The sequence below is a fragment of the Epibacterium ulvae genome, assembly GCF_018678075.1.
Taxonomy (GTDB): Bacteria; Pseudomonadota; Alphaproteobacteria; order Rhodobacterales; family Rhodobacteraceae; genus Epibacterium; species Epibacterium ulvae_A.
In genome coordinates this window covers 1-23,091 of record NZ_JAHHIR010000081.1, presented here as the reverse complement: position 1 = coordinate 23,091, position 23,091 = coordinate 1, and the positions used below count along the sequence as shown (strand labels likewise).

At 57.7% G+C, this 23,091-nt stretch carries 18 protein-coding genes and 7 pseudogenes; 13 read left to right on the top strand and 12 right to left on the bottom strand.

What is annotated here, in order from left to right; genetic code table 11:
- Nucleotides 1-392: 392 nt before the first annotated feature.
- Both KMP13_RS17420 and KMP13_RS17415 read right to left on the bottom strand, forming a co-directional pair.
- Nucleotides 393-863: a phosphoribosyl-AMP cyclohydrolase gene (locus KMP13_RS17420; protein WP_215267251.1), complete on the bottom strand. Its 471-nt coding sequence runs from the start codon at nt 861-863 to the stop codon at nt 393-395.
- A 219-nt stretch (nt 864-1,082) separates the two neighbouring features.
- Nucleotides 1,083-2,090, bottom strand: coding sequence for a LacI family DNA-binding transcriptional regulator (locus KMP13_RS17415; protein ID WP_215267250.1), 1,008 nt, complete (start codon nt 2,088-2,090; stop codon nt 1,083-1,085).
- A gap of 147 nt (nt 2,091-2,237) precedes the next feature.
- Between KMP13_RS17415 and iolG the strand changes: the two genes are divergently transcribed.
- Nucleotides 2,238-3,236 carry an inositol 2-dehydrogenase gene (gene iolG / locus KMP13_RS17410; protein ID WP_215267249.1) on the top strand — a complete coding sequence of 333 codons (999 nt, stop codon included), beginning with the start codon at nt 2,238-2,240 and terminating at the stop codon, nt 3,234-3,236.
- A 131-nt stretch (nt 3,237-3,367) separates the two neighbouring features.
- The gene (locus KMP13_RS17405; protein ID WP_215267248.1) at nt 3,368-4,594 is read left to right on the top strand and encodes an ATP-binding protein; all 1,227 of its coding nucleotides are present in this window, start codon (nt 3,368-3,370) and stop codon (nt 4,592-4,594) included.
- A gap of 19 nt (nt 4,595-4,613) precedes the next feature.
- On the opposite strand, the pseudogene KMP13_RS17400 reads toward KMP13_RS17405, so the two are convergent.
- The 6 genes and pseudogenes from KMP13_RS17400 to KMP13_RS17375 form a co-directional block, all read right to left on the bottom strand.
- Nucleotides 4,614-5,589: pseudogene (locus KMP13_RS17400) on the bottom strand (Ldh family oxidoreductase).
- 80 nt (nt 5,590-5,669) lie between these two features.
- Nucleotides 5,670-6,320, bottom strand: a complete 651-nt coding sequence (locus KMP13_RS17395) for a DUF3726 domain-containing protein (RefSeq protein ID WP_215267247.1) — start codon at nt 6,318-6,320, stop codon at nt 5,670-5,672.
- A pseudogene (locus tag KMP13_RS17390) lies at nt 6,317-7,979 on the bottom strand (hypothetical protein). Before KMP13_RS17390 ends, KMP13_RS17395 begins: the two are co-directional and overlap by 4 nt.
- 126 nt (nt 7,980-8,105) lie before the next feature.
- A pseudogene (locus tag KMP13_RS17385) lies at nt 8,106-8,681 on the bottom strand (BCCT family transporter); the annotation flags it as partial.
- A pseudogene (locus KMP13_RS17380) lies at nt 8,674-9,312 on the bottom strand (membrane dipeptidase); the annotation flags it as partial. The pseudogenes KMP13_RS17385 and KMP13_RS17380, both read right to left, overlap by 8 nt.
- A pseudogene (locus KMP13_RS17375) lies at nt 9,312-10,328 on the bottom strand (aldehyde dehydrogenase family protein). The pseudogenes KMP13_RS17380 and KMP13_RS17375, both read right to left, overlap by 1 nt.
- 102 nt (nt 10,329-10,430) lie before the next feature.
- On the opposite strand from KMP13_RS17375, the gene KMP13_RS17370 reads away from it, so the two are divergent.
- A complete protein-coding gene (locus KMP13_RS17370; protein WP_215267245.1) occupies nt 10,431-11,330 on the top strand; it encodes a LysR family transcriptional regulator in 900 nt (299 codons plus the stop codon).
- A gap of 20 nt (nt 11,331-11,350) precedes the next feature.
- Here KMP13_RS17370 and KMP13_RS17365 read toward each other — a convergent pair whose 3' ends face one another.
- The gene (locus KMP13_RS17365; protein ID WP_215267244.1) at nt 11,351-12,163 is read right to left on the bottom strand and encodes an IclR family transcriptional regulator; all 813 of its coding nucleotides are present in this window, start codon (nt 12,161-12,163) and stop codon (nt 11,351-11,353) included.
- 209 nt (nt 12,164-12,372) lie between these two features.
- Between KMP13_RS17365 and KMP13_RS17360 the strand changes: the two genes are divergently transcribed.
- The 8 genes from KMP13_RS17360 to KMP13_RS17325 all read left to right on the top strand — a co-directional run bounded on the left by KMP13_RS17360 (nt 12,373) and on the right by KMP13_RS17325 (nt 20,059).
- Nucleotides 12,373-13,830 (top strand): NAD-dependent succinate-semialdehyde dehydrogenase, encoded by a 1,458-nt coding sequence (locus KMP13_RS17360; protein ID WP_215267243.1) that lies wholly within the window; start codon nt 12,373-12,375, stop codon nt 13,828-13,830.
- Between the two features lie 122 nt (nt 13,831-13,952).
- Nucleotides 13,953-15,152, top strand: coding sequence for an ABC transporter substrate-binding protein (locus KMP13_RS17355; RefSeq protein ID WP_215267242.1), 1,200 nt, complete (start codon nt 13,953-13,955; stop codon nt 15,150-15,152).
- A gap of 70 nt (nt 15,153-15,222) precedes the next feature.
- The gene (locus tag KMP13_RS17350) at nt 15,223-15,834 is read left to right on the top strand and encodes a glutathione S-transferase N-terminal domain-containing protein (protein ID WP_215267241.1); all 612 of its coding nucleotides are present in this window, start codon (nt 15,223-15,225) and stop codon (nt 15,832-15,834) included.
- Entirely contained in the window at nt 15,831-16,619 is a 789-nt protein-coding gene (locus KMP13_RS17345; protein WP_215267240.1) for an ABC transporter ATP-binding protein, read from the top strand. The genes KMP13_RS17350 and KMP13_RS17345 overlap by 4 nt, the downstream gene beginning before the upstream one ends.
- Nucleotides 16,612-17,319 (top strand): ABC transporter ATP-binding protein, encoded by a 708-nt coding sequence (locus KMP13_RS17340; RefSeq protein WP_215267239.1) that lies wholly within the window; start codon nt 16,612-16,614, stop codon nt 17,317-17,319. Before KMP13_RS17345 ends, KMP13_RS17340 begins: the two co-directional genes overlap by 8 nt.
- An 11-nt stretch (nt 17,320-17,330) precedes the next feature.
- Nucleotides 17,331-18,218, top strand: coding sequence for a branched-chain amino acid ABC transporter permease (locus KMP13_RS17335; protein WP_215267296.1), 888 nt, complete (start codon nt 17,331-17,333; stop codon nt 18,216-18,218).
- 1 nt (nt 18,219) lies between these two features.
- Complete coding sequence (locus KMP13_RS17330; RefSeq protein ID WP_215267238.1) at nt 18,220-19,191, top strand: branched-chain amino acid ABC transporter permease; 972 nt, start codon at nt 18,220-18,222, stop codon at nt 19,189-19,191.
- Between the two features lie 103 nt (nt 19,192-19,294).
- Entirely contained in the window at nt 19,295-20,059 is a 765-nt protein-coding gene (locus KMP13_RS17325) for an alpha/beta fold hydrolase (protein WP_215267237.1), read from the top strand.
- A 68-nt stretch (nt 20,060-20,127) separates the two neighbouring features.
- On the opposite strand, the pseudogene KMP13_RS17320 reads toward KMP13_RS17325, so the two are convergent.
- From KMP13_RS17320 to KMP13_RS17310, 3 genes and pseudogenes are all read right to left on the bottom strand, one after another.
- A pseudogene (locus KMP13_RS17320) lies at nt 20,128-20,987 on the bottom strand (3-keto-5-aminohexanoate cleavage protein).
- Nucleotides 20,988-20,990: 3 nt separating this feature from the next.
- Nucleotides 20,991-21,539: a branched-chain amino acid ABC transporter permease gene (locus tag KMP13_RS17315; RefSeq protein WP_285895565.1), complete on the bottom strand. Its 549-nt coding sequence runs from the start codon at nt 21,537-21,539 to the stop codon at nt 20,991-20,993.
- Between the two features lie 3 nt (nt 21,540-21,542).
- On the bottom strand, nt 21,543-21,941 hold the full coding sequence (locus KMP13_RS17310; RefSeq protein WP_215267235.1) for a hypothetical protein: 399 nt from the start codon (nt 21,939-21,941) through the stop codon (nt 21,543-21,545).
- 102 nt (nt 21,942-22,043) lie between these two features.
- On the opposite strand from KMP13_RS17310, the pseudogene KMP13_RS17305 reads away from it, so the two are divergent.
- Together KMP13_RS17305 and KMP13_RS17300 are read left to right on the top strand one after the other, a co-directional pair.
- A pseudogene (locus KMP13_RS17305) lies at nt 22,044-22,719 on the top strand (IS5 family transposase); the annotation flags it as partial.
- A gap of 81 nt (nt 22,720-22,800) precedes the next feature.
- Nucleotides 22,801-23,091: IclR family transcriptional regulator C-terminal domain-containing protein (locus tag KMP13_RS17300; RefSeq protein ID WP_215267234.1), on the top strand; the 291-nt coding region annotated here is incomplete at its 3' end.

The window sequence follows — 23,091 nt, the reverse complement described above, 5'->3', positions numbered from 1 at the left end:
GCGACGCATCGCCATTGAGGTCTTGCGGGGGGGGCTCAATTTGAATCATTAGCTACGTTATAACGTAACGATCATCAATTCCAAATTTTGCCCCGCGCCGCAGATTTCGCGCATGTTTCACAGATCTTGGGCATTCGCGAGCCAAACGCGCGTTTTTCGATCAGTGCAATTTTTCGATAAGATTGACGGCGCAGATCGCACAGATACCCCTATTGGAGCACTCAACGCCGAGGATTCCGGAGCCTGGATTTTCCAGCAAAGCAGCACCGAGCAGGAGATCGACGCGCGCGGCGTTTATGGCGCCAACGAAAGGGGACTGTTGCGTAGGTTTGTCGAGATCCAGAGCGCGGCCAAACTTGTCACATGATGCAACAGTCTCCTTTGCCAGGTGGTTAAGGCTGAAACGGCAACGAGGAGTGGTGCAGCACGATGCGCAGGTCGCCGTTTGCGTCTTGCTTGTATCCGAAACTCTTGTCCACTGTGGTGACAGAGCCATCCTTGTTGGTCAGTTTGACCCAGCCCATCCACATGGCCACGTCGCCTTGGATAAAGGTGGCCGAGGTGACGCTTTCCATTGAACGCCAGCCCATGATCGCGAAGCCGTTGTCCAGGGGGTATTCGTCCGAGTGGCCGCAGAAATAGGCCAACGCGCCGTCTTTTGTGGGGCGGAATGTTTGCGCGCCGCTGGCCATGGTTGGTTTGAACAGAACCGGTCCAAGATTATAGCCGTAGTAATGATCGAGATTGGCAGAGGCGATTTCGCGCGCTTTCTCAATGCCGTCGTCCTCAAATGCCTTTGAAATGGCGACTTTTCCGTTACCCCATTTGGTGAGGGCGTTCTGTAAATCAACGTCGGTGATCATTAAGGGTCGTTCCTTGTTCTATTGTGTTTCAGGACGCTGTTGAGCCTTTGGCCCCTGACACCAACTCGTCAGAGTTGCGGGTCATTGTGACCGTCTTTGTTCATGGAATTTAAATTATGGGGTTGCTCACTGCAAGAGGTGCCAATGTATGGGTGCCGTGGGCCGTTTTTGCGCTCAGGAACGCAGGGGCCTTTTCGAGGGCGCGCGCGCGTTCGCAGATCAGGCGCTGGCGCGCACCACCAGCTGGCCGGAGAATTGGTTGAGCGTTTCCATGTCGGCGGTGCCTTTGAGCACATCGACCAGCGCGTTGACCATTTCGGCGATGGGTTGGCGGTAGGTGGTCAGCTGGTATTGCGGCGTTGCGGCCTGGGGGACGTCGTCAAAGCCAATCACGGCGATATCGTCCGGGGTGCGGAGGTTGAATTCAAATCGCAAGGCATCCATTGCCCCCATCGCCAGCGCGTCATTTTCACAAACCAAGATATCGGGGCGTTCACCGTCCGTGCGGAGGTGGTCGGCAACGGCCTGATAGGACAGCTGCGGGTCATAGGCGGGGACCGCGACAAAGGGCAGTTGCTGGGCGTGAACTTGCTGCCACCGGGACACAAACGTCTCTTTCCGCAACAGATGAGCCGAGGTTGTCTGCGGCCCGGCCACAAAGAGCGGGCGTGTGTAGCCCTGTTCCCCAACATAGTCGGTGAGTGTCGTCATCGCGGCCTGGTCGTCGCAGCAGATGGAGATTGTGTTGGGGTTTTCGGACTGGCGAGCAAAGAGGATCAATTTGCGCACCCGCCGCGCACCAAGGGCGGATTCCAGCTCTTGGTCGTTGAATTGCACCCCGATCAGAACGGCAGCATCAACCCGGCGCTGGCTCGCGGTCAACAGGGCAGAGGGCGCGTCGGCGGCGTTCAACGTATTGACCAACAACGTGTCCCAACCATGGCCGCGCAGGATACGGGTCAGCTGTTCGATGATCTGCAATTTATGCGGGTTCGCGAAGTCGTCGATCAACAACGCCACCAGATTGCTGCGGTCCGAGGCGAGGCTGGCGGCCAATAGATCCGGCGCATATCCAAGCTCTTCGGCAGCGGCCATCACCTTGGCGCGGGACTTGGGTGAGATCGAGGCATTGGGTTTGAACGCGCGGTTCACCGTCCAGCGCGACACGCCAACCAGTTTGGCGACATCATCTGCCGTAGCCATGGCGGTTTTGGGATCAATGCTCATGTCGCTCTCATGTCGTTCCGTGCCGCCTGCATAGCGGAAAAGGGGTCGCATTGCCATTCGTTTTGCACCCGTGTGCACATGAGACTTGCACCCGTGTGCAAAGATAGTAAGCCTGTGGTCGACGATGGAGATTCGGGAGGGAAGGTCATGATTAAAGTTGGATTGTTGGGGGCAGGGCGCATTGCCATTGTGCATGCACGTGCGATTGCCGCGCATGCGGGCAGTGAATTGACCGCCGTGGCGGATGTCTTTGTTGAGAACGCTGAGAAACTGGCGGATGCGTTCAACAGCACGGTTGCAACCACCGAGGAAATCTTGATGGACCCGGACATCAATGTGGTTCTGATTGCCACGCCGACGGACACCCATTCCGACTTGATCGAACGCGCCACCGCGGCAGGCAAGGCGGTGTTGTGCGAAAAACCGGTGGATTTGAACCTGGAGCGCGCACGCGCCTGTGCGCAGACCGTGGCCGAGACCGGACAGCCCGTTATGGTGGGCTTCAACCGTCGGTTTGACCCGAATTTCGCCGCCTTGAAACAGGCGTTGGATGCGGGCGAAGTGGGCAAGCCCGAGCTGCTGTCGATCACGTCTTTTGACCCCGCGCCGCCTCCGACGTCTTATGTCAAAACCTCTGGCGGTATGTTCCGGGACATGACGATCCATGATTTTGACATGGCGAATTTCTTTATGGGGGAGACGCCGGTGATGATTTCTGCCCATGGCGCGTCGGTTGTCTCGGCCGAGATTGCAGCGGCCGGTGATGTGGATATGGCCGTGATCACAATGACTTATGCGGATGGGCGGATTGCGGTGATCAAAAACTCCCGCCGTGCGGCCTATGGCTATGATCAGCGTGTGGAGCTGCTGGGCTCCAAGGGTCTGTTGCAGGCGCAGAACATGTTGGAGAACACCGTGGTCAAATCGACGGAGGCGGGTGTGGTTGGAGCCAGGCCGACCTATTTCTTCCTGGAACGTTACATGGCGGCGTTCCGCGCGGAGTGGGATGCCTTTGCAAATGCGTTGTCAGGTGGGGCGGCGCTGCCGGTCACCTTGGCGGATGGGGTGACCGCATTGGCGATGGCCGAGGCTGCCACGCAATCCGCGCAGACCGGACTGCCCGTCAAGCTGGATGCGTTTTTGTAGATAGGGCGTGCGCAAGGGCGCATATCGGCGGCGCCCTTGCGCACGCCGTTTCCTCACTTTCAATTGGTCGAACGTTGACTTTCAATCCGTCGGCATCGTACTTTCAACTGGTCGAAAGAGGATATGCGACGATGTACCCAAGGTTTGCCAAGATCCGCGTGGAAGAAGCGCTGCAGGACACGCGCGTGGTTCTTATTGCGGGGCCGCGTCAGTCCGGGAAGACGACGCTTGCGACCGAGATCGCAGCGGGCAAGACGCCGTTTCTGACCCTGGACGATGCGAACGTTTTGCGGGCAGCGGTCAATGATCCGGTAGGGTTTGTGCGTGGCTTGGATCGTGCGGTGATCGATGAGATCCAGCGCGCGCCCGACCTGTTGCTGGCGATTAAGAACCTGGTGGATGACGATAAAACACCCGGACGGTTTCTACTGACGGGCTCTGCCAATCTGATGACCATTCCAAAAGTGGCGGATTCACTGGCCGGCCGAATGGAAATTGTCCGCCTGCTGCCGCTTGCGCAGGCAGAAATACAGGGCACCCAGTCAAACCTGATCGATCGGGCATTTGCCGCAAAGACACCGATGGCACGCCAGATGATTGTGGGCGACGATCTGATTCAGAATGTGCTGTCGGGGGGATATCCAGAAGCGCTTGGCCGGGCGCGGTGGTCGCGAAAACAGGATTGGTATCACAGCTATCTGGATGCAATCGTCCAGCGCGACGTGCGAGATGTCGCCCAGATCGAAAAGCTTGCGATCATGCCGAAACTGCTGTCGGTGCTGGCTGAACATGCGGGGCAGCTGGTGAATTACTCCCGCATCGGCACTGGTCTTGGTCTCAACCATGTGACCACGCAGAAATATGTCAGTGTTTTTGAAAGCCTCTATCTGGTGCATACCCTGCGGCCGTGGTTCACGAACCGGCTGAAACGATTGACCAAATCTCCCAAACTTCACTTTTTGGATGCGGGTCTGTTGGCTGCGATGCGCGATGTCACGCCGGACACAGTGCGCACGGATAAAACCCAATTTGGCGCGATACTTGAGACATTTGTGTTCAGCGAATTGCGCAAGATTGAGACGTGGAGCGATCAGAACTGCACGTTCTCCCATTTTCGGGACAAGGACAAGAACGAGGTCGACATCGTGTTGGAGAACCGACGCGGCGACGTCATTGGGATTGAGGTCAAATCCTCGGCCACGGTTTCGGCAAGTGATTTTTCTGGCATGCGCAAGCTCGCCGATGCCTGTGGTGAGAAATTCGTGCAAGGTCTGGTGCTCTATGACCATGACCAGGTTGTGCCATTTGGTGAGAATATGTTTGCGGCCCCGCTGTCATGCCTGTGGTCGCACGCATGACAGGGGCCGGTTGTTTGGGTTAGACAAGCGCTCTGACTTTTTCCAGGACGGCTGTATTCACCGCCACGCCGTCCAGTGCGGCTTTTTCACGACAGCTGCGACGTCCATCGCCGGGAACGCGGGCGTTGGTCTGGTCGCGGATCGAGGCAGTGAGATCTGCCAGCCTGTCCTGGAACAGACCGCCTGATGTGGCCTGGGGGTCAATCGCGATAAAGAACTGACCGGTTTTGGGTGGCCCACCGGCGGTGCCGGAAAACGGGCTTGCGGCTGTGCCCAACGTCGCGCCTGCCATCGCGGCGGCCAGGAGTTCGACCATCAAAGCGATGCCCACACCTTTGTAGTTGCCGGACGGCACCATGGAGCCTTGTAAGCCCACATTTGGATCGGTTGTGGGCTGTCCGTTGGCATCCAGGACCCAGCCGACCGGCACCGATTGACCTTCGCGGGCGTGTTTCATCACCTCGCTTTTTTGCGATCACACTGGCGGATTGGTCGATGAGCACCGCGGCTTTGCCCTGTGCGTCGGGGGCTGCGATGGAAAACGGGTTGGTGCCAAGCACGGGCTTTGCACCGCAAGAGGGCGCGATCGAGGCCGGTGCGTTGGTAACGCCGATCCCCACCAGCCCAGCCTGGGCGAGGCGTTGCGTGTGCACGCCGAGGACGCGGCAGTTGTAGGAGTTGTTGACGGCCAAGACGGCGACGCCCATCTCTTTGGCCAATGGAACGAGGGATGCGAACCCCAGGTCAATGGCACTGTGGGCAAAGCCCGTGGCGGCATCCACCGTCAAAACCGATGCGCGCGGCTGTGACATTTGCGGCTGCGCCTGGCTATCGACCTTGCCGCAGAGGACATGCTGCACGTAGGTTGGCACATAGGCCAGACCGTGCGAGGATGCGCCGTCGGCTTCGGTCATCGCCGTGGCAACCGCAACCGGGCGTGCGTTGACGTCGGATGTCCCGACCTTGACCCGCGCGCGAAAGGCCAGGTCTTCGATATCAAAAAGGGAGAGGGCTTAGGTTGCCACCATATTATTTTTCCGTCTGTTCAAGATCTTAGAGTAAATGATCGACCGGTTCAGTCGTTGTCGCCTTGACCCGCGCCTGCGCCGCGTTTGCGGCTTTCTTCGGTGGCGGGTGCAAAGTAGCGATGGGCAAATGCGCCAAGCGCGGACCAGCATGTGTTTGAGATCTGGGCGCGCATCACCGGGGTGCAATGCTGGGACATCACAGCCGGTGCAAAGAATATCATCTGTTCGATGGTGGCGCTGGACAGGGCGTCCGTGTCGCCGGTGACGCAAAGCTGGCTGCCATCGGTGGCCATCCGCACGCCCATCCATTCGGCGGCCACAGGCACGCCAAGGCGAAGCGCCGCGCCGCCCATAAAGGGGACCGCCAAAAGCGGAAAGCTCACGCCTTCCATGGTGATGGCGCTGCGATCCAGCAGACGCGTGGCGCAATCGCTCAGCGCGGCACCGGCGATCAGCGGGCTCATCCGGCGGGCAGGTGCGTGCCAAACGGCGGCGCGCAATGAGACAGGGGAGACATCGATGGAGGGCACTCGGTCGTTTAGATGCAACGGTTTGACCAACATCTCGGCACCCGGATAGCCAAAGGCGGAGAGCCAGCGGGTGCCTTTGGCGGCCTCTTCAGCCAGGCCCCACGACAGACCGGCTCCGCGTGCTGCGCGTTTGACCATGGCTTCGATTTCGTTCAGAGAAAAGCTCATGTGCGGGTCTCCCCTGATGGTCCGGATGCCTGCGGGTAGATCCAGAAGTCAGCGTTCTCGGGTGTGAGGTCCTTGGGCAGCGGGGCAATGCCATACATGCAGATACGTACCCAACGGTCAGAGCGCGGGTCAAATTGGGTGGCACCAAAGAAGGACAGCTTGCACCGCAGCATGTCGATGGGCAGCACCTGGTCCGAGATCGTATTGTCGCGGATTTCCGCATAGGGCGCGCGGTTGACGATTTGCGCCCGGCGCAGGACGTGGCGATGTTCTGAGTGGCGCAGGAGGAATTCCGAAGCCTGGGCATCATCGGGCCAATGGGTCAGCGCGTGATACAGACGGGCGGCATCGCGACCGGGGGCGAGGGGTTGATCGTAGTCCTCAATAAGTTCTTCAAAACGTTCGCCGAGACGAGGTTCAAGCTTTTCCTCGGACACATACCAGGCCCACGCCCGGTTTTCTGGCGCGCTCCAATCGGTTTCGATGGCCCAGGCGTAGATGGATTTCAGCAGCTGACGCAGGTCTTTGATCTGCATAGCGCCTGCGATCCGAAAGGTGGCGGTGTTGTCTGCGGCCATGTCCTCGGCAAAATGATCGACGCGCCCACCATAGGGTTCAAGGATCAGCGAGGCGATCCATTCCTGACCTTCAAGCGACAGCTCGGCCTCGGCCCAACGATAGAGCGCGTCCCAGGGTCGGGGGGCGGTCAGAGCATTGTCGCGCAGATAGGCATCGAGCAGGGCGACATCCGTTTGCAACGCATCGAGCTTTTTCAACTGAACAGGGTGGCTGGTTGTCCAACGTTGGATGGTGATTTTGCTGCGGGCGACCTGATCATGAAAGAATTCGATCTGCGCCGGTTGCGCCTGGTCGAGGCTGCGCACGGTCTGGGTGGCGTTTTCACGCGCGGCGATCCAATTGTTCAACAAAACCGAGTGGTTCAACAGAAATGGCGCCATGCCAAGGCCGGTGGAATTCCCGATGCAAGACTGCGGGCGATGTCGGGATCCAACCGCGCGGCCATGTCGCCGTTTGCGGCAGCGCGACGGTCGGCCATGAATTGCACCAGATCGACCACGAACCAGCGGGTCAGGTAGACTGACAGCATCTCAACCTGGAAAGGCACTGCGAATTCGGGGCGATCGGCAATCATTTCCCGATCGGCGGCCCCGAGTTTTCCGGAGCCATAGACGGCAGTGGTGCGCATCAGATAACCGACCGCATCGATCTGGTCACGGTGGGGCTGTTGCCCTGCGGCCAATCGCGCGACACCGACAGTTCACTGGATGTCACGCGCCCGGCTTCTTGAACCGGAATATTCTGTGACATACGTTCGATGTCCGAGGGGGTTGGCACCCCGTCAAACAGTGTAAACGTCGCGTCCCAGGCGTCGGCAATGACCCGGTCTGATCGCTTCTCAGCGGGGAGATTATGCGCAAATGCGATCAGTGAATAGGTGCGGTGGGGGCCATGCGCAGTATAGACCGCGTGCCCTTCGCCGTTGTCGTTGATCTCAAACGCGGTTTGTTCAAAGCGCCAGTTGTCCCGTGCCAAGCGGCGGGTCAGAACGCGCATAAAGGACAGGCAGGATTGGTGCATCGAGTCAAGTCGCGCAAGGCGCATGACTGTGTTTGGATCGCGGCAGAGAATGTCAGTCATTCCAATAAGCCTTTGCTGACGAAACAGGTGCAAATCGGTTGCTGCGTGACGCAACCAGAATATGCGGCGAAGCATTGGGCGCCGGGGTAGGGTGCCCAATGGTTTCTTAGCTGTCTTTGCCCTTGGCCAAGGTGATGGCAGCAGGATGAGCGAGACCGGCACGGCGGTGACGACAATGAAGCTTTGCAGCTTGGAGGCGCCGCCCGATCCGACCGAGATCAAGATCACGGCCATGACCCCCATCGCAGCCCCCCAGAAAATGCGGATTGCGGTTGGCGGCGTGCCCTCAGAGCTCATGGTTGCTGAGACAACATAGCTCATCGAGTCCCCGGTTGTCGCCACGAAGATTGTCGTGAGGATCAGGAACAGGAGTGAGATCACAAAGCCCATTGGCTGGTTCTGGGTGATCGCCAGGAGCGCGGCGGGCAGGTTGAAGCCTTCGAATGCCGTTGAGATCGTGCCAGGTTCCGACAGTTCCATCGCGATTCCGGTGCCGCCGATGATGGTGAACCAGAAGTTGGTGACAATCGGGGCGATGACCGACAGCATAATGATGATCGAACGTCCCCGAGAAATGCGGGCAATGAACATTGCCATCAACGGGCCGTAGCCCATGAACCACCCCCAAAAGAACACGGTCCACCAGCCCAACCATCCAGGTGCGCCAAAGACAGCGGCGTCACCGCGATAAAGTGTCAATTTCCTTGGTCCAGCGCCCAGTGCGCATCCATTCGACGATGCTGTCAGGCTGGTCCTGACACAGGTCCGAACCTATCGCGAGATTTTGCACGCCGTATGTGTCGGCCGCGCGGGCGATCATTTCGCAAAAGCTGTGCAGGGTGCAGTTCGATTTATCCTTGAGATGATGCGGATAGACCGAGAACCCCAGCATGCCGCCATTGTCGACGACGGCTTGAATGACCGGATCCTTCTTGTTGCGCAGTGCGGGCGACCAGTCATAGGGGTTGGCATGGGTGATTGCGATGGGGCGTTCGGAGAACTCGGCCGCCTCAATCGTGGAGCGGTCGGCGGAATGGCTCATATCCACCTCCAGGCCGATGTCGTCTTCGATGGGTGAGGAGTTTTGAAAGCCAAAGAACACGGCCGTGCGCCCGGTTTCGCGCGCAATGTCGATGTCCGAGGCCCATTGCCCCTTCATGATCAGATCGGGGAACTGCTCGAGCCAGCGGTTCCATTTTTCAAAGTTCAGAACGGTTTCGCGAAAGCTCTCGTGATAGGCGATGGTGACATGGGTCGCGTCCAGACCGCCTTCGCGCAGTTGGCGAAAGATCTTCTCGGACCAATTTGCATATTGCAGACCGTCGATACGCATCAGACCGGACCGGCGCTGATATAGGCGGTTTTGACGGTGGTGTAGAACTCCGCTGCCGCTTTGCCTTGTTCGCGTGACCTATAGGAGCTGTCGCCGCGTCTGCCAAACGGCACGTGATAGTCGGTGCCCGCGGTGGTCCGATTGACGGTGACAACGCCCGTGCGTGCATTGCGGCGGAAATGGGTGGCGCGGGCCAGGGATTTGGTCACGATGCCAGAGGTCTGGCCGAAATTGGTGTCATTCACTGTGGCCAATGCGTTTTTCGACCCCATCTCCATCTGCACTTTGGTCAGGTTCTGGATGGCGGCGGTGGCGATGCCTTTGCCCACAGGGACAGAACCGGTAAAGGAGATCGCGTCAATGTCCGGGCTTTCGACCAGCCGTTGGCCAATGCTGCGCCCGGCACCCATGACGAGTGAGAACAGCCCCTTGGGGATGTCCCGACGGTTGATGATCTCTGCCAGTGCCACCGCCGAGGCCGGGGTGACATTGGCCGGTTTCCAGACCACAGCGTTGCCTTAGCACAGGGTCGGCGCAATTTTTCACGAGGCGGTTGCGGTGGGGAAATTCCACGGAGAGATGATCGCAACGGTGCCAATCGGCTCGCGGCGCACGTCGATTTCAATGTCTGGGCGCACGGAACCCGCGTTTTCACCGATCTGGCGCAGACATTCGGCGGCGTAATAGGTGAAAAACTAGCCGGCGCGATAGACTTCGCCTTTGCCTTCTGCAAAGGGTTTGCCCTCTTCGCGCGACAACAGCGTGCCGAGCTCTTCGCAGTGGGCGATCAGCTCGGTGCCGATGGCATTCAAAACGGCCTGTTTGCGTTCAATGCCATAGGTCGCCCATTGTGCCTGTGCCACTTTGGCCTGTGCGAGGGTTGCGTCCAATTGGTCGGCGCTGGCCTGGGCAAACATGCCGACCAGATCGCTCAAATCGGATGGGTTGCGGTTTTCGATTTCACCTTCGCCTGCGAGCCACTCGCCCGCGATCAGGTTTCGTTGGGTGTCAGACATGGCAATCTCGTCCCTTTTCGCATGTGTCAAATATGTATGGACATGAATCTTGAATTCAATCAAACTAAAGTTATTGAACTTTGCTTCAGGAAAATTGAAATCATGGCGCTGAAGATCGACATGCTGCGCGGCTTTGCTGCGGTTGCACGGACCGGAAATCTGCGGGACGCGGCAGAGATCCTGGGCCGGACCCCGTCGGCGGTGTCCATGATGCTGAGCCAGTTTGAAGACCACCTTGGCGAGCGTCTGTTTGAAACGGACCGCAAGAACAAGCTGACGCCGCTTGGCGAGTTTGTGCTGGAACAGTCAGAGGCGGAGGTGCAGCATTTTGACAATACCGTGCGCACGATTACCGGTTTTGCCAATGCGACCCTGGGTCATGTCAGGATTGCCACGGTGCCGTCGGTTGCGGGCACCATTATTCCGCAGGTTATGTCCCTGCGTGCAGAGGCTTACGCCAATGTCAGTATCGAGTTGCGGGACATGGACTCCCGTTCGATCTTGCATGAATTGTCACGCGGTCGGGTGGATATTGGCATCGCAACCAAAAGCGGGAACGTGTCGGGTATGGAGAGCCTGCCTTTGCTTTCGGACCGGTTTTTTGTTCTGTTTGACCCCGCGCATCCCTTTGCCCAATCGGATACCCCGGTGGACTGGGGCGATTTGCAGGACGTGCGCCTGATCGCCAATAGCCTGTCCGAGATCATAAACAGTGAGGCATCGCGCGCGCTCCACGCCAAATCACGCCTGATGGCCCATAACATCACGTCCATCATCGCAATGGTGCATGCGGGATGCGGGGTCACCTTGTTGCCGGAGATTGCGGTGAAATCCGTCAGGTCATCGGGATTGTTGGTGCGCCCACTGGCGGATACCTCGGCGAAACGCGACATTCATCTGCTGCGCAAGGCGGACACAGAGCTATCGCCCGCCGCGCGGCAATTTGAAAAGGACATTCTGGCGATTGTCGAGACCATGTCCGAGACGGGGCTTGTGCCATAGCGCAAGGTCGTTTTGCTGTTTTACGAGCCGATCTTGGACCGTTCTTCGATTTCCGCGCCCATTCGTTCAGATATCGCTTCGGACAGGCGACGCAGGGTATCAACGACATCGGTTGCAAACTCGGGCGTGACTTCGGGTGTTGGAACGCTGACCGCAATGGCCGCGATCACCTCGTTTGCGACGCCGTGGATGGGGGCGCCGAAACAGGTTTTGCCTTCCGACACATACTCCCGATCTTGGGTAAAGCCGCGTTCGTGGGCCTCATGCAGCAGTGCGACGAGTTCTTCCACATCTTTGGGAGAGTTGCCTGTCAGTGGTTCCGGAAAGCCATCTTTGAAGCGGTGGCGAATGGCGGCATCTGATTCCTGAACCAAAAATGCATGACCGGTTGAGGTGAAGGGCGCGGGCAGCCGCATGCCGATGCGATAGGTGAACCACGCCGTCTTGCTAGAGTTTCGCGCGGCGATATAGACCACCTCATTACCGTCAAGGACGGTCAACGTGATGGTCGCACCGCTCAGTTCTACCGTGCTTTCGTCCCAGATACGGGCAAATTCCGTTGCCAAATCATTGCGGCGGGTAAACGACGTGGCCCACCGCATCACATGGGGGCCAATGGCATAGGTCTGATCCGGATTGCGCGTCAGAACACCCAGTTCAACCAGGGTCGAACAGACTGAAAAGACAGAGCTTTTTGCGATGTCCATGCGCCGGGACAGTTCCGCAAGCGTCAGTTCGTCCGGCGAGGCCGCAACCAAATCCAATATGGTCACGGACTTAACAACGGCTGGTGCTTGGCTTTTTGATCCCGGTTTTGTCATGGGCTTCCGCATCTAGGCTCCCTGCAAGGTCTCTCTGTACCACCGAAATAATCTTGCTTTGTCAACTGCAAATGCCGGGCGGGTGATGTCGTCTGACCCGAAGCGTTGACAAGCGTAAATCAAGAATATAAACGAATGGTGTTCGATATACAGAACGATAATCACAATAAAGCACGTGGTTCGCATTTGTCCACGGTGCTATGCGGCGATTTTGAGAAGGAATGAATATGTTGAGCCAGATCGCGGAGTCAGGTCTTTTTAAAGATCGCGCATTTGTTGATGGGCAATGGGTCGAGGGAGAGACCCGGTTTGAGGTGACAAACCCGGCCACAGGTGAGGTGATCGCCGAGGTTGCCGATCTGACGCGCGCCCAAGTGGCAAAAGCGATTGCCGCAGCCGAGGCAGCCTTTCCTGCCTGGTCCGCGCTGACCGCCAAAAGCCGCAGCGACATCATGCGCCGTTGGGGCGATCTGATGTTGGCGAACTCTGACGTGCTGGCGGCCTTGTTGACGGCTGAAATGGGCAAACCTCTGGCGGAAGCCAAAGGCGAGATCGCCTATGGTGCGTCGTTCATTCACTGGTTCGCCGAAGAAGCGCGCCGGGTGTATGGTGATATCATTCCCGGTCACCAGCCCGACAAACGTATTCACGTCCTGAAACAGCCGATTGGTGTTGCGGCGTCGATCACCCCCTGGAACTTTCCCAATGCGATGATCGCACGCAAGGTTGCGCCTGCGTTGGCGGCGGGCTGTACCTTTGTTGCGCGCCCGTCCGAGCTGACGCCGCTTTCGGCGCTGGCGATGGCGGAATTGGGTCGCCAAGCGGGCATTCCGGATGGCGTGTTCAACGTGGTGCCGTCGACCCATGCGGCCGACATTGGCCAAGAGTTTTGCGAAAACTTTGCTGTGCGCAAGCTGAGCTTTACCGGGTCCACCCGTGTGGGTCAGATCCTAATGGCCAATGCGGCGCCGCAAATTAAGAAGGTCAGCCTGGAACTTGGCGGCAACGCGCCGTTCATTGTGTTCGACGACGCGGATCTGGATGAGGCAGTCGAGGGCGCGATCATTGCGAAATTCCGCAACGCCGGTCAAACCTGTGTCTGCGCCAACCGGATCTACGCTCAAGCGGGCATTCACGATGCATTTGTCGACAAGCTGAGCGCCCGTGTGGCGAAATTGAAGGTTGGCGACGGCACCGAGGCGGGTGTGGAAATCGGCCCGATGATCACCTCCAGCGCGCGGGACAAGGTCGAAAGCCACCTGCAGGACGCCCTGTCAAAAGGCGCTGCGGTCACGGTGGGCGGCAAGCGTTCTGACGCCGGTGATTTGTTCCTGAACCCCACGGTTTTGACCAATGCCACGCCCGATATGTTGCTGGCCGACGAGGAAACCTTTGGCCCGCTGGCGCCCGTCTTCCGGTTTGAAACCGAAGAAGAAGTTATCAAGCTGGCCAATGCGTCTGAGTTCGGTCTGGCGAGTTATTTCTACGCCAAAGACATCTCGCGGATCACCCGTGTGATGGAGGCGATCGAAAGCGGCATGATCGGGGTGAACACCGGTCTGATTTCCACCGCCGAAGCGCCCTTTGGCGGCAGCAAGATGTCGGGCCTGGGTCGGGAAGGCTCTAAATACGGCATCGATGAATATCTCGAACTGAAATACGTCTGCATGTCAGTCTAACCGGCGGCAGATTGCAAATTCGGCGGGCTGGAGGAGGTCTGTCGAGTTTGCACGGCGCGCGAGGGTCCCATCAAAAGGCCACGCGTGCCCCATAAAACTTTGCTCAATCTGGGAGGATACTTATGAGCACGTTATCAAAACTCACATCTGTCGCTTTTGCGACCTGTCTCGCAACGTCGCAAACGGTTTTCGCTGCTGAGGACCCGGTCAAGATCCTGGTTCTGGACGACATGCGCGGCATTTTCTCGGGCAATGGTGGGCCAAACACGCTGCTGGCGGTGCAAATGGCTGTCGAGGATTTTGACACCTCGTCCCTGGGAACCACGGTTGAGGTTCTGAGCGCCGATCACCAGAACAAAGCCGACGTTGGATCATCCCTCGCGCAGCGTTTCATTGATGAACAAGGCGTCGATGCGATCACCTTTGGCGGCTCCAGCGCGGTTGGCCTTGCGGTGCAGGGGCGTGCGGCAGAATCCAAAGTGATCACCATGACAACAGGGGGCTATGCGCCCAATTTTGTGGGCGATCAATGCTCCCCCTATGGCACCCAATGGGCTCCTACGACGCGTGAATTGGCGCGCGGGGTTGCGGGCACTTTGGTCGATCAGGGCTTGAAGGATTGGTATTTCATCACGGCGGATTATGTGTTTGGCCGCGCCTTGTCGACAGATGCCGCCGATGCCGTTGTCGATGCCGGCGGTGGTATGAAAGGCGAGACGCTGCACCCGCTCAACACCAATGATATGGCGTCGGCCCTGTTGGCGGCTCAGGCGTCTGGGGCGGATGTTGTGGGGCTTGCCAATGCCGGGTCTGACACCGAAACCGCGATCAAACAGGCGCGATCCTTTGGGGTTGGCGACAAGCTGGCGGCGCTGTTGTTCTTTTCCAACAATGCGCAGGCTTTGACGCTGGACGTGGCGCAGGGCATCCGGGTCAGCACCTCGTTTTATTGGAACATGAATGACACCACCACAGCCTGGGCCGAACGGTTCATGGAGCGCAATGGTGGCCAGGTTCCGACCATGGGGCATGCAAATGCCTATGCCGCGACCACGCATTACCTCAAAAGCGTTGCTGCCGCCAAATCGCAAGACGCGGCTGAGGTCACGGCGATGATGCATTCCTTGCCCGTCGACGCCGGAATTCTTGAGAACGCAAGCATCCAAGAAAATGGCCGCGTGGTTTATGACATGCTGCTGGCCGAGGTGAAGGCGCCATCAGAATCCACAGGTCCCACGGATCTGTATAAAATTCTGTCGCGCATTGATGGGTCGGATTTCTTCCTGTCTGCGGCCGAAAGTGGCTGCCCGCTCGTCAATTGATGATAGGCGCCACACCGCATGAGGTGTGGCGCTGTCTTGTCGCTGCAAATCCATCGAAAGAAACTCCCCCATGTTGCTGATAAAAAGCCCGACCTCTCCCTATGGTCGTCTGGCACATGCTGCGCTTGTCGAAGCTGGCTATGATGATCTGAAACTTGAAATCGTCGATCCCTGGTCTGACCCGAAAGAATTGACCGAGGTGCATCCCGCCCGCCGGGTTCCTGTTCTGGTGACGGACGCGGGGCATGCGATCTCAGAAGCGCTGTTGATTGTGCAATACGCCAAAGAGAACACAAAGTCGGATCCGCAGTATTTTGCGACCGGTGACCCAGAGCTTGAGGCGCTGTCGCTGGCGGCAAGCGTTGTCGATCTGTCCGTGAATATTATCATAAGCCGCAAGGCATCGACGGGGAATCCAGCGGATCCGAGTTTTGACAAAACGGAAATGGGTCAGCGGCGGTTTCAAGCGATTGATGATCTGTTGATGGCGTTGGAGAAGATCGCGCAGTCCAACGCTGCCGTCCTGACCGAGCGGTTTGTTGGCATCGCGGTTGTGAACGCGCTGAACTACACCCAGTTCCGATTTGCGGATGCTGCCTGGCATGCGCGGGTTCCGGCTCTCAACACACTGTCCGAACAGCTGACGCAGCGGCCGTCCTTGGCATCAACGGTGTTCCAATGATCCAGGAGCTTGTGAATGACGGGCAGGCGGTGTCGGACACGCCCGTTCTCTCCGTACGAGGTCTGTGCAAAAGCTTCGGCGGATTTCATGCGGTTAAGAATGTAGATGTTGATTTTCAACCTGGTCAAATTCATGCGCTGATCGGGCCGAACGGTGCGGGCAAGTCCACGTTTTTCTCGCTGCTCAGCAAATTCCATGAACCGACATCGGGTACAATTTCACTGGCGGGCCAGGATATTACACGGATACGACCCGAGAAGGTTGTGCGGATGGGTATGGTGCGGTCGTTTCAGATCTCAGCCGTGTTTCCGGAAATGACGGTGCTGGAAAATGTGCGTGTGGCCCTGCAACGGCGCACCGGACGCGACATTCAATTCTGGTGCGGATTGGGCTTGTTGGACAGCCTGCGGGACGAGGCGATGTATCTGTTGGACCGGGTTGGCATTGCCGATCTTGCCGACAAACGCGCGGCAGACCTGTCCTATGGGCGCAAACGCACGTTGGAGATCGCCACAACACTCGCGCTCGATCCAAAGGTGATTTTACTGGATGAACCCATGGCGGGCATGGCGATCGAAGACATCGGCATGGTGTCGGCGCTGATCAAAGAGATCTCCCAAGATCGCACCACGCTGATGGTGGAGCACAATCTGAACGTTGTTGAAGATCTGTGTGACACCGCAACCGTTCTGGCACGTGGTGAGATTGTGGCAAAGGGGACGTTTTCAGAAATCCGAAACGACAGCGAAGTGCGGCGCGCATATATTGGAACAGATTATGATTGAAGAAAACTGTCTCGCGCTCTCGGACATCCACGGGTGGTACGGTGAAAGCAAAGCGCTGCATGGTATCGAGATCAACGTCAAACGCGGCCAAACCGTCGCCTTGATGGGGCGCAATGGGGCGGGGAAAACCACGACCCTGCGTGCGATCACCCGGCAGCTGACGCGGACCGAAGGGTCGATCACAAAGGACGGGCAGGACATCAGCGCGGTGCCGCGTCACAAGCTGGCCTACAAGGGTATAGGCTTTGTCCCCGAAGACCGCGGAACCTATAACAGCTTGAGCGTTCAGGAAAATCTGAAGCTGCTGCCCAAGGTTGGCAACAGCGGCATGAGCATTGATGAGCTGCACAGCTTTTTCCCCAATATCCAGGAACGCCGTCACGCGCCTGCGGGCACCCTGTCTGGTGGCGAACAGCAGATGCTGGCCATGGCGCGGGTGTTGTTGGCGGGGCCGGACTTGATCTTGTTGGACGAGCCTACCGAAGGGCTGGCACCGGTTTTTGTACAAAAGATCGCTGAACTGCTGCAGGACCTGAAAAAACGTGGGCTCACCATTCTTTTAGTCGAACAAAACATGCTCTTTACCCGCAAGTTGGCGGATCATTTTTACATGATCGAGAACGGCCTAGTCGTGGCCGATTTCCCTGCCGAGGAACTGTCGGAAAACGAAGAGCTTATCAGCCGGGTTCTTGGGGTCTAGGCGGAGGAAATATAATGGAAATCTTTGGAATTTCAGTGCCTGCGCTGGCGGGCCAGTTGTTGATTGGTCTTTTTAACGGCGCCTTTTACGCGCTGCTGAGCCTCGGGCTGGCGGTCATTTTTGGCATGCTGCGGATCATCAATTTTGCCCATGGTGCGTTTTACATGCTGGGTGCCTTTTCGGCCTATATGTTGTCGGCCTATCTGGAGGCGTCGTTTTGGGTCTCCTTGTTGATCGTTCCGTTGATTCTGGCGGCTTTGGCGGCCGTTTTGGAGCGATCGATGTTGCAGCGTCTGGCCGGGTTGGATCCGCTGTATGGATTGTTGCTGACCTTTGGGTTTGCGTTGATCCTGGAAGGGGGCATGCAATATGTCTTTGGCGTTGCGGGGCAGCCCTATTCGCCGCCGGCGTCCTTGTCCGGTGCCAGCAACCTTGGCTTTATGTTCATGCCGCACTACCGCGCCTTTGTGATCGTGGTGTCGCTGATCGTGTGTTTTGGCACCTGGCTTTTGATCGAGCGGACCAAGATCGGGTCGATCCTGCGTGCTGCAACTGAAAATCCGTCCCTGAGCGAGGTTTTTGGCCTGAATGTTCCGGTATTGATTACAGCCACTTACGCCTTTGGTGCAGCGCTTGCAGGCATCGCAGGCATCATGGCGGCGCCGGTGTTTCAGGTGAGCCCCTATATGGGGTCGAACCTGATCATCGTGGTCTTTGCGGTGGTCGTCATTGGCGGCATGGGCTCGATCATGGGCGCCATCATCTCGGGCTTTGCACTGGGTTTGGTCGAAGGGTTGACCAAGGTCATCTATTCCGAGGCGTCCAACGTGGTGGTCTTTGTGATCATGGCAATCGTTCTCTACTTCCGCCCGGCGGGTCTTTTTGGAAAGGATGCATAGCATGTCCAACACAACCACACATGTGCCGGGACCGGCGCAAAGCCTGCCAAGCGCGCGAGTTCTAAAGCTTGCAGCATTTGCTATCCTGGCGGTGGTGCTGCTGGTGGCGCCGGCCGTTCTCTACCCTGTGTTTTTGATGAAGATCCTGTGTTTTGCCTTGTTCGCCAGCGCCTTGAACCTGCTGCTGGGATACACAGGTCTGCTGTCCTTTGGTCACGCGACGTTCTTTGGCGGCGGGGCCTATTTCACCGCCTATTGCGTCAAGATTCTGGATGTTGGACCGCTGACTGGGATCTTGATCGGTGTTGGCGGAGCGGCTGTTTTGGGCCTGGCCATTGGTGTTATCGCCATTCGTCGCCAGGGTATCTATTTTGCGATGACAACGCTGGCTCTGTCGCAACTCGCCTATTTCTGTTTTCTGCGCGCACCGTTCACCAACGCCGAGGACGGCATCCAGAATGTGCCCCGTGGCACGCTGCTTGGGATCTTTGATCTGACAGATCACGTCACGATGTATTTCTTTGTTCTGACGGTTTTTGCGATTGGCATGTTTACCATCTGGCGGATCGTCACATCGCCCTTTGGTGAGGTGGTCAAAGCGATCCGCGAAAACGAACAGCGCGCGATTTCCCTTGGCTATAATGTGAACCGTTACAAGCTATCTGTGTTCACGGTGTCTGCGGCGCTGGCAGGGCTTGCTGGGTCAACCAAGGCCCTGGTTTTTCAGATCGCAACGCTGACGGATGTGTCCTGGCAAATGTCCGGTGAGGCGATCTTGATGGCTTTGTTGGGGGGATTGGGCACGTTGACCGGACCGGCAGCTGGCGCAACTGTGATCGTGACGATGCAGAATTATCTTGCCGCCACCTCGGTCCCGGTGAACGTAGTCATCGGCGTGGTTTTTGTGATAAGCGTTCTGCTGTTTCGCAAGGGTATTGTGGGTGTGTTTCAAAAGTTTTCGAAGGCCCCTTAGGCCACCTCGGTTTCAATTCGGGGCCGGTTGGTGCGCGTGATGTCTGTGACACGCGCTGTTGCCACCGCCGCGCAAACTAACACCGCATTAGAGGAGTAATGCAATGAATGTAGGATTTTCCACAATCGGAGACGGGCCGATCCGCGTGCTCGTACTGCACGGTTGGTTGAGCGATTCAGGCGTATACGATCAGGTCAAACCGTTCTTTGACCCCGCAAAATACAGCCTGATTTTCATGGACTTCCGGGGCTACGGACTGTCCGAGGAGTTTACAGGCGACTATTCCGTCGACGAAATTGCCCAAGACGCCTTGTCTGTGGTGGATCACGTTGGCTGGGATAAATTCCACGTCGTCGGCCACTCGATGGGTGGGATGGTCATGCAAAAGATCGCGCTGCTCGCACCTGAGCGGGTGATCTCGGGTGTGGCTGCGGCACCTGTGCCTGCGTCTGGCTTTGGTCTGGATGCGGATACGGCTGCGTTCTTCCAGTCGTCTGGCGATGATGACGCCGCATTGGCGGAGATTTTCAACATTCTGACCGGCAAGCTGCATGCATCGTCGGTGATGAATGTCCTGGTCGAACGCGCACGTGCGGGCACCAGCAAAGCGGCCTACCTTGGCTACCTGAACACCTGGACCAACACTGATTTCTCCGAAGATGTTGCGGCCATAAAAGCACCGATCCTGGTTCTGGCCGGCGCCCATGACGGGGCGCTGGGTCCGGATCATATGCGGGAAACCTATATGATCCAGTTGAAAGACGCCCGTCTTGAGGTGATCGAGGGCGCCGGGCACTATCCAATGCTGGAAACGCCGATGGAGTTTTTCACCAAGCTCGATGCCTATCTGACCGCGCAAAGCGCCTGATCGTCGGTCGTTCGAAAAAGGGTCCTTCCCCAAGATTGGGGAAGGATCCGTGCGCTACGTGAGGCGCGTCAAAAATTGACCTGATCGCCGCCCTTGAGGTCAAGAATGTTGCGGGCCTCATCCGGGGTTGCAACTTCACAGCCCAGATCCTCAACAATGCGGCGGATTTTTTGCACCTGTTGGGCGTTGCTTTCCGCCAGTTTGCCGCGGGAAATGAACAAGCTGTCTTCCAATCTGACCAGCGGTAATTGTCGCCAAACAGCTTGTCCGCCGTGCGCTTCATAAAGACTAGGTTTTCGACGTCCGGGCCAATTCCGCCAAGGATGCCAAAAATGAACTGGATAAAGATGGGCGCTTTGAACAGGCCGATGCCCATGCAGAACTTCAGGTTATAAAGATGGCCGACGTCGTAGCATTCATGTTCGAACTTGATGCCGTGTGGGGCCAGCTGTGTGGCTGCGTTCTTGATGTCGGCGAATGTGTTGCGGAAGATATAGCTGTCTGAGTTGGCGATATAGTCGCGTTCCCAGTCGAATTTGAACTCATCGTGTTTTCCCGCCAGCGGGTGGAACGAGAAGTTCATTGAGCCCATGTTCATCGAACACATCTCGGGCGAAAAACGCAGGGCTGGGGCAATGCGTTCTTCGATTGTGTTGTTCAGGCTGCCGTCGGTCGAGATGTTCACAACCGCATCGGTCGATTGTTTGATCCGCGGCAGGAAGGCTGCGAAATCGTCCGGGTTGATGGACACAGATCCGTTTTGCGGATTGCGGGCATGGAGATGCAGGACCGACGCGCCGGCCTCGGACGCGGCGACGGCTTGGGCTGCGATGTCATCTGCGGCGTAGGGCAGCGCGTCTGACATTGTGGGCGTATGAATTGCCCCGGTGATCGCGCAGGTGAGGACGGTCTTCTTCTGGCGTGCCATGGATTAGGATCCTTTTTTGTCGCGTCGCACCACACGGTAGGCGAGCGGGAAGATTTGCAGATCAAAGCGTTGTCGGATGAAGCCCCAAACACCTTTGGGGAATTTGAGCATCATGACGATGGCAACGACGCCCAAAACCAGCAGGTAGATGGTGCCTAGATCGGCCACCGTTTCGCGCAGTGCAAAGACCACAAGCGTGCCGATGATGGGCCCCTCGATAGTGCCGATCTCGCCGATCACCACGGTGAAGATCACAAAAGCGGCCCAGTCATTGACGCTGAAGGCCGCATCGGGCGAAATCCATAGTTTTTGCAGAAAAATAAGCGCACCGATCATCGCGGCCAGAGCGGATGTCACGACGTAGACGACGAATTTGGTGCGCCAGATGTCGATACCCAGCGAGCCTGCCGCCAGCTCGTTGTCACGGATTGCGGTCAGCGCCAGCCCTTTGCGGGACCGCAGGAAGGCATAGACCGATACAACAACCAAGACCGCAGACCCAAGCGCCCACCAGTAGCTGAGACTTTCCCGTGCGCTGTGCGACCCCGCCAGGGATTAGACAATGGCAATCGGCAGCGAGGATCCGGAGCCACCGCCAAGTGAACTGATCTGGGCAAAAGGCAGGCGGAAGATCAAAAAGGCGACAGGGACTGAGATCAACGCGCCAAGGACGCCGGCAGCGCCAATTGCGGCGATGGGATGCAGGCCCCCAAACATCGTCAGGGCAAACAGCATATAGTCGCCAAAGCCTACGAATGCTCGCTGTCCGACCGAATCCAGCCCGGCATAGCCCGCCATCAGTTTCCAAAGGGAAGCGAGGGCGAAGTAAAGGCATAGCTCTCCCATTAGGCGCAGATCGGCACGTCCGGCCCAGTAGGGTGCCGCAGACCCAAGGATGGCAGAAGCACGGGCGGTGTTTGACGTACGGGTGACGGCGTAATCTCGAATGTTCATGCTGAAATCCTCGGGAAAAGGCCGTTCGGACGAATGGCAAGGATAACCAGAAAGGCGATATGGCTTGCCAAGAGCTTCCAACCGGGACCGATTTTGGCACCGATGGCCTGGGTGCCACCGCCAAGCGGCAAGCGCGGTCGATAACAGAGTTTCAGCGACGCGGCGATAGACGTGCCTGACTTTGAAGGTCCTGTTCGGGCTCCCATTACGGCAGACCACTGGCTTTGTGCAAAGCCTGCTGACTGGTCGGACTGGACACGGCGGCACCTGATTTTAGCACCCTTTGCCGTCCCATTGCCCGACAGGCGATTGCGTAGAAATCTGCCGAGGGGCGAGGTCACCACCTGCGATATTGGTGATGCGCCGAAGCTGCCAGAATTTCTGGATCAAATTCCACCCGATCAGAACATCGGCAGTGTCACAGCAGACGGGGCGTATGACACTCGAAAATGTCACGAGGTGATTGCCGCTCGCAATGCCCATGCTGTCAGCCCACCGCGCAAGAATGCCAAGCCATGGAAGCCCACAAGCGCCAGTGCCTCCGCCCGAAACGAGGCCGTCAATGCGCAGCGGTTTCTAGGCCGCACTCTGTGGCGACGGCTCCGGCGGATACCACCGCCGAAGCCGTGTCGAAACCAAGATGCATTGTATAAAACTGCTCGGTCAATCGCTGATGGCCAAGGACTTCGACAGGCAGGTCGCGGAGATCCCAATCCGCATCGCCGTCCTCAATCAATACACGGCCCTTGGCGTACTTCTCACAGAGGCCGTAGGATAAGTTCCTCTGGGAAAAGGCGACGTCCGACCCTCACCCGATTTGTGCAACGAAGCCGCGCTGGACGAGAAGGCTGCCCTGAAGTTGATCAACAGCGATTGGGAACGCAACGGAGTGAATGGGGATTTGCCCTCGTTTCTCAAAGAGTTGGCCAATGTGCGCCGGCATGATTTGGCCTATGACTGGGATGAACACGCCAACGGGATCTCGGCGATTGGATTTGCCTTTAACGACTGGGATGGCGGAATGCATGCGATTTCGGCGCCGGTCCCGTCCACGCGATTTGAGAGCATGGGAGACCTGGTAGAAGGTCCGCGGCGGGACACTGCCGCCAATATCGAACGGACGTTCAGCTACTTGTTCAGTCCCGGCATC

Bases quoted from the DNA above. Each gene is read 5' to 3' on its own strand.
- KMP13_RS17420 (WP_215267251.1), bottom strand. From the start codon at position 863: ATGATCACCGACGTTGATTTACAGAACGCCCTCACCAAATGGGGTAAC.
- KMP13_RS17415 (WP_215267250.1), bottom strand. From the start codon at position 2,090: ATGAGCATTGATCCCAAAACCGCCATGGCTACGGCAGATGATGTCGCC.
- iolG (WP_215267249.1), top strand. From the start codon at position 2,238: ATGATTAAAGTTGGATTGTTGGGGGCAGGGCGCATTGCCATTGTGCAT.
- KMP13_RS17405 (WP_215267248.1), top strand. From the start codon at position 3,368: ATGTACCCAAGGTTTGCCAAGATCCGCGTGGAAGAAGCGCTGCAGGAC.
- KMP13_RS17395 (WP_215267247.1), bottom strand. From the start codon at position 6,320: ATGAGCTTTTCTCTGAACGAAATCGAAGCCATGGTCAAACGCGCAGCA.
- KMP13_RS17370 (WP_215267245.1), top strand. From the start codon at position 10,431: ATGGCGCTGAAGATCGACATGCTGCGCGGCTTTGCTGCGGTTGCACGG.
- KMP13_RS17365 (WP_215267244.1), bottom strand. From the start codon at position 12,163: ATGCGGAAGCCCATGACAAAACCGGGATCAAAAAGCCAAGCACCAGCC.
- KMP13_RS17360 (WP_215267243.1), top strand. From the start codon at position 12,373: ATGAATATGTTGAGCCAGATCGCGGAGTCAGGTCTTTTTAAAGATCGC.
- KMP13_RS17355 (WP_215267242.1), top strand. From the start codon at position 13,953: ATGAGCACGTTATCAAAACTCACATCTGTCGCTTTTGCGACCTGTCTC.
- KMP13_RS17350 (WP_215267241.1), top strand. From the start codon at position 15,223: ATGTTGCTGATAAAAAGCCCGACCTCTCCCTATGGTCGTCTGGCACAT.
- KMP13_RS17345 (WP_215267240.1), top strand. From the start codon at position 15,831: ATGATCCAGGAGCTTGTGAATGACGGGCAGGCGGTGTCGGACACGCCC.
- KMP13_RS17340 (WP_215267239.1), top strand. From the start codon at position 16,612: ATGATTGAAGAAAACTGTCTCGCGCTCTCGGACATCCACGGGTGGTAC.
- KMP13_RS17330 (WP_215267238.1), top strand. From the start codon at position 18,220: ATGTCCAACACAACCACACATGTGCCGGGACCGGCGCAAAGCCTGCCA.
- KMP13_RS17325 (WP_215267237.1), top strand. From the start codon at position 19,295: ATGAATGTAGGATTTTCCACAATCGGAGACGGGCCGATCCGCGTGCTC.
- KMP13_RS17310 (WP_215267235.1), bottom strand. From the start codon at position 21,941: ATGAACATTCGAGATTACGCCGTCACCCGTACGTCAAACACCGCCCGT.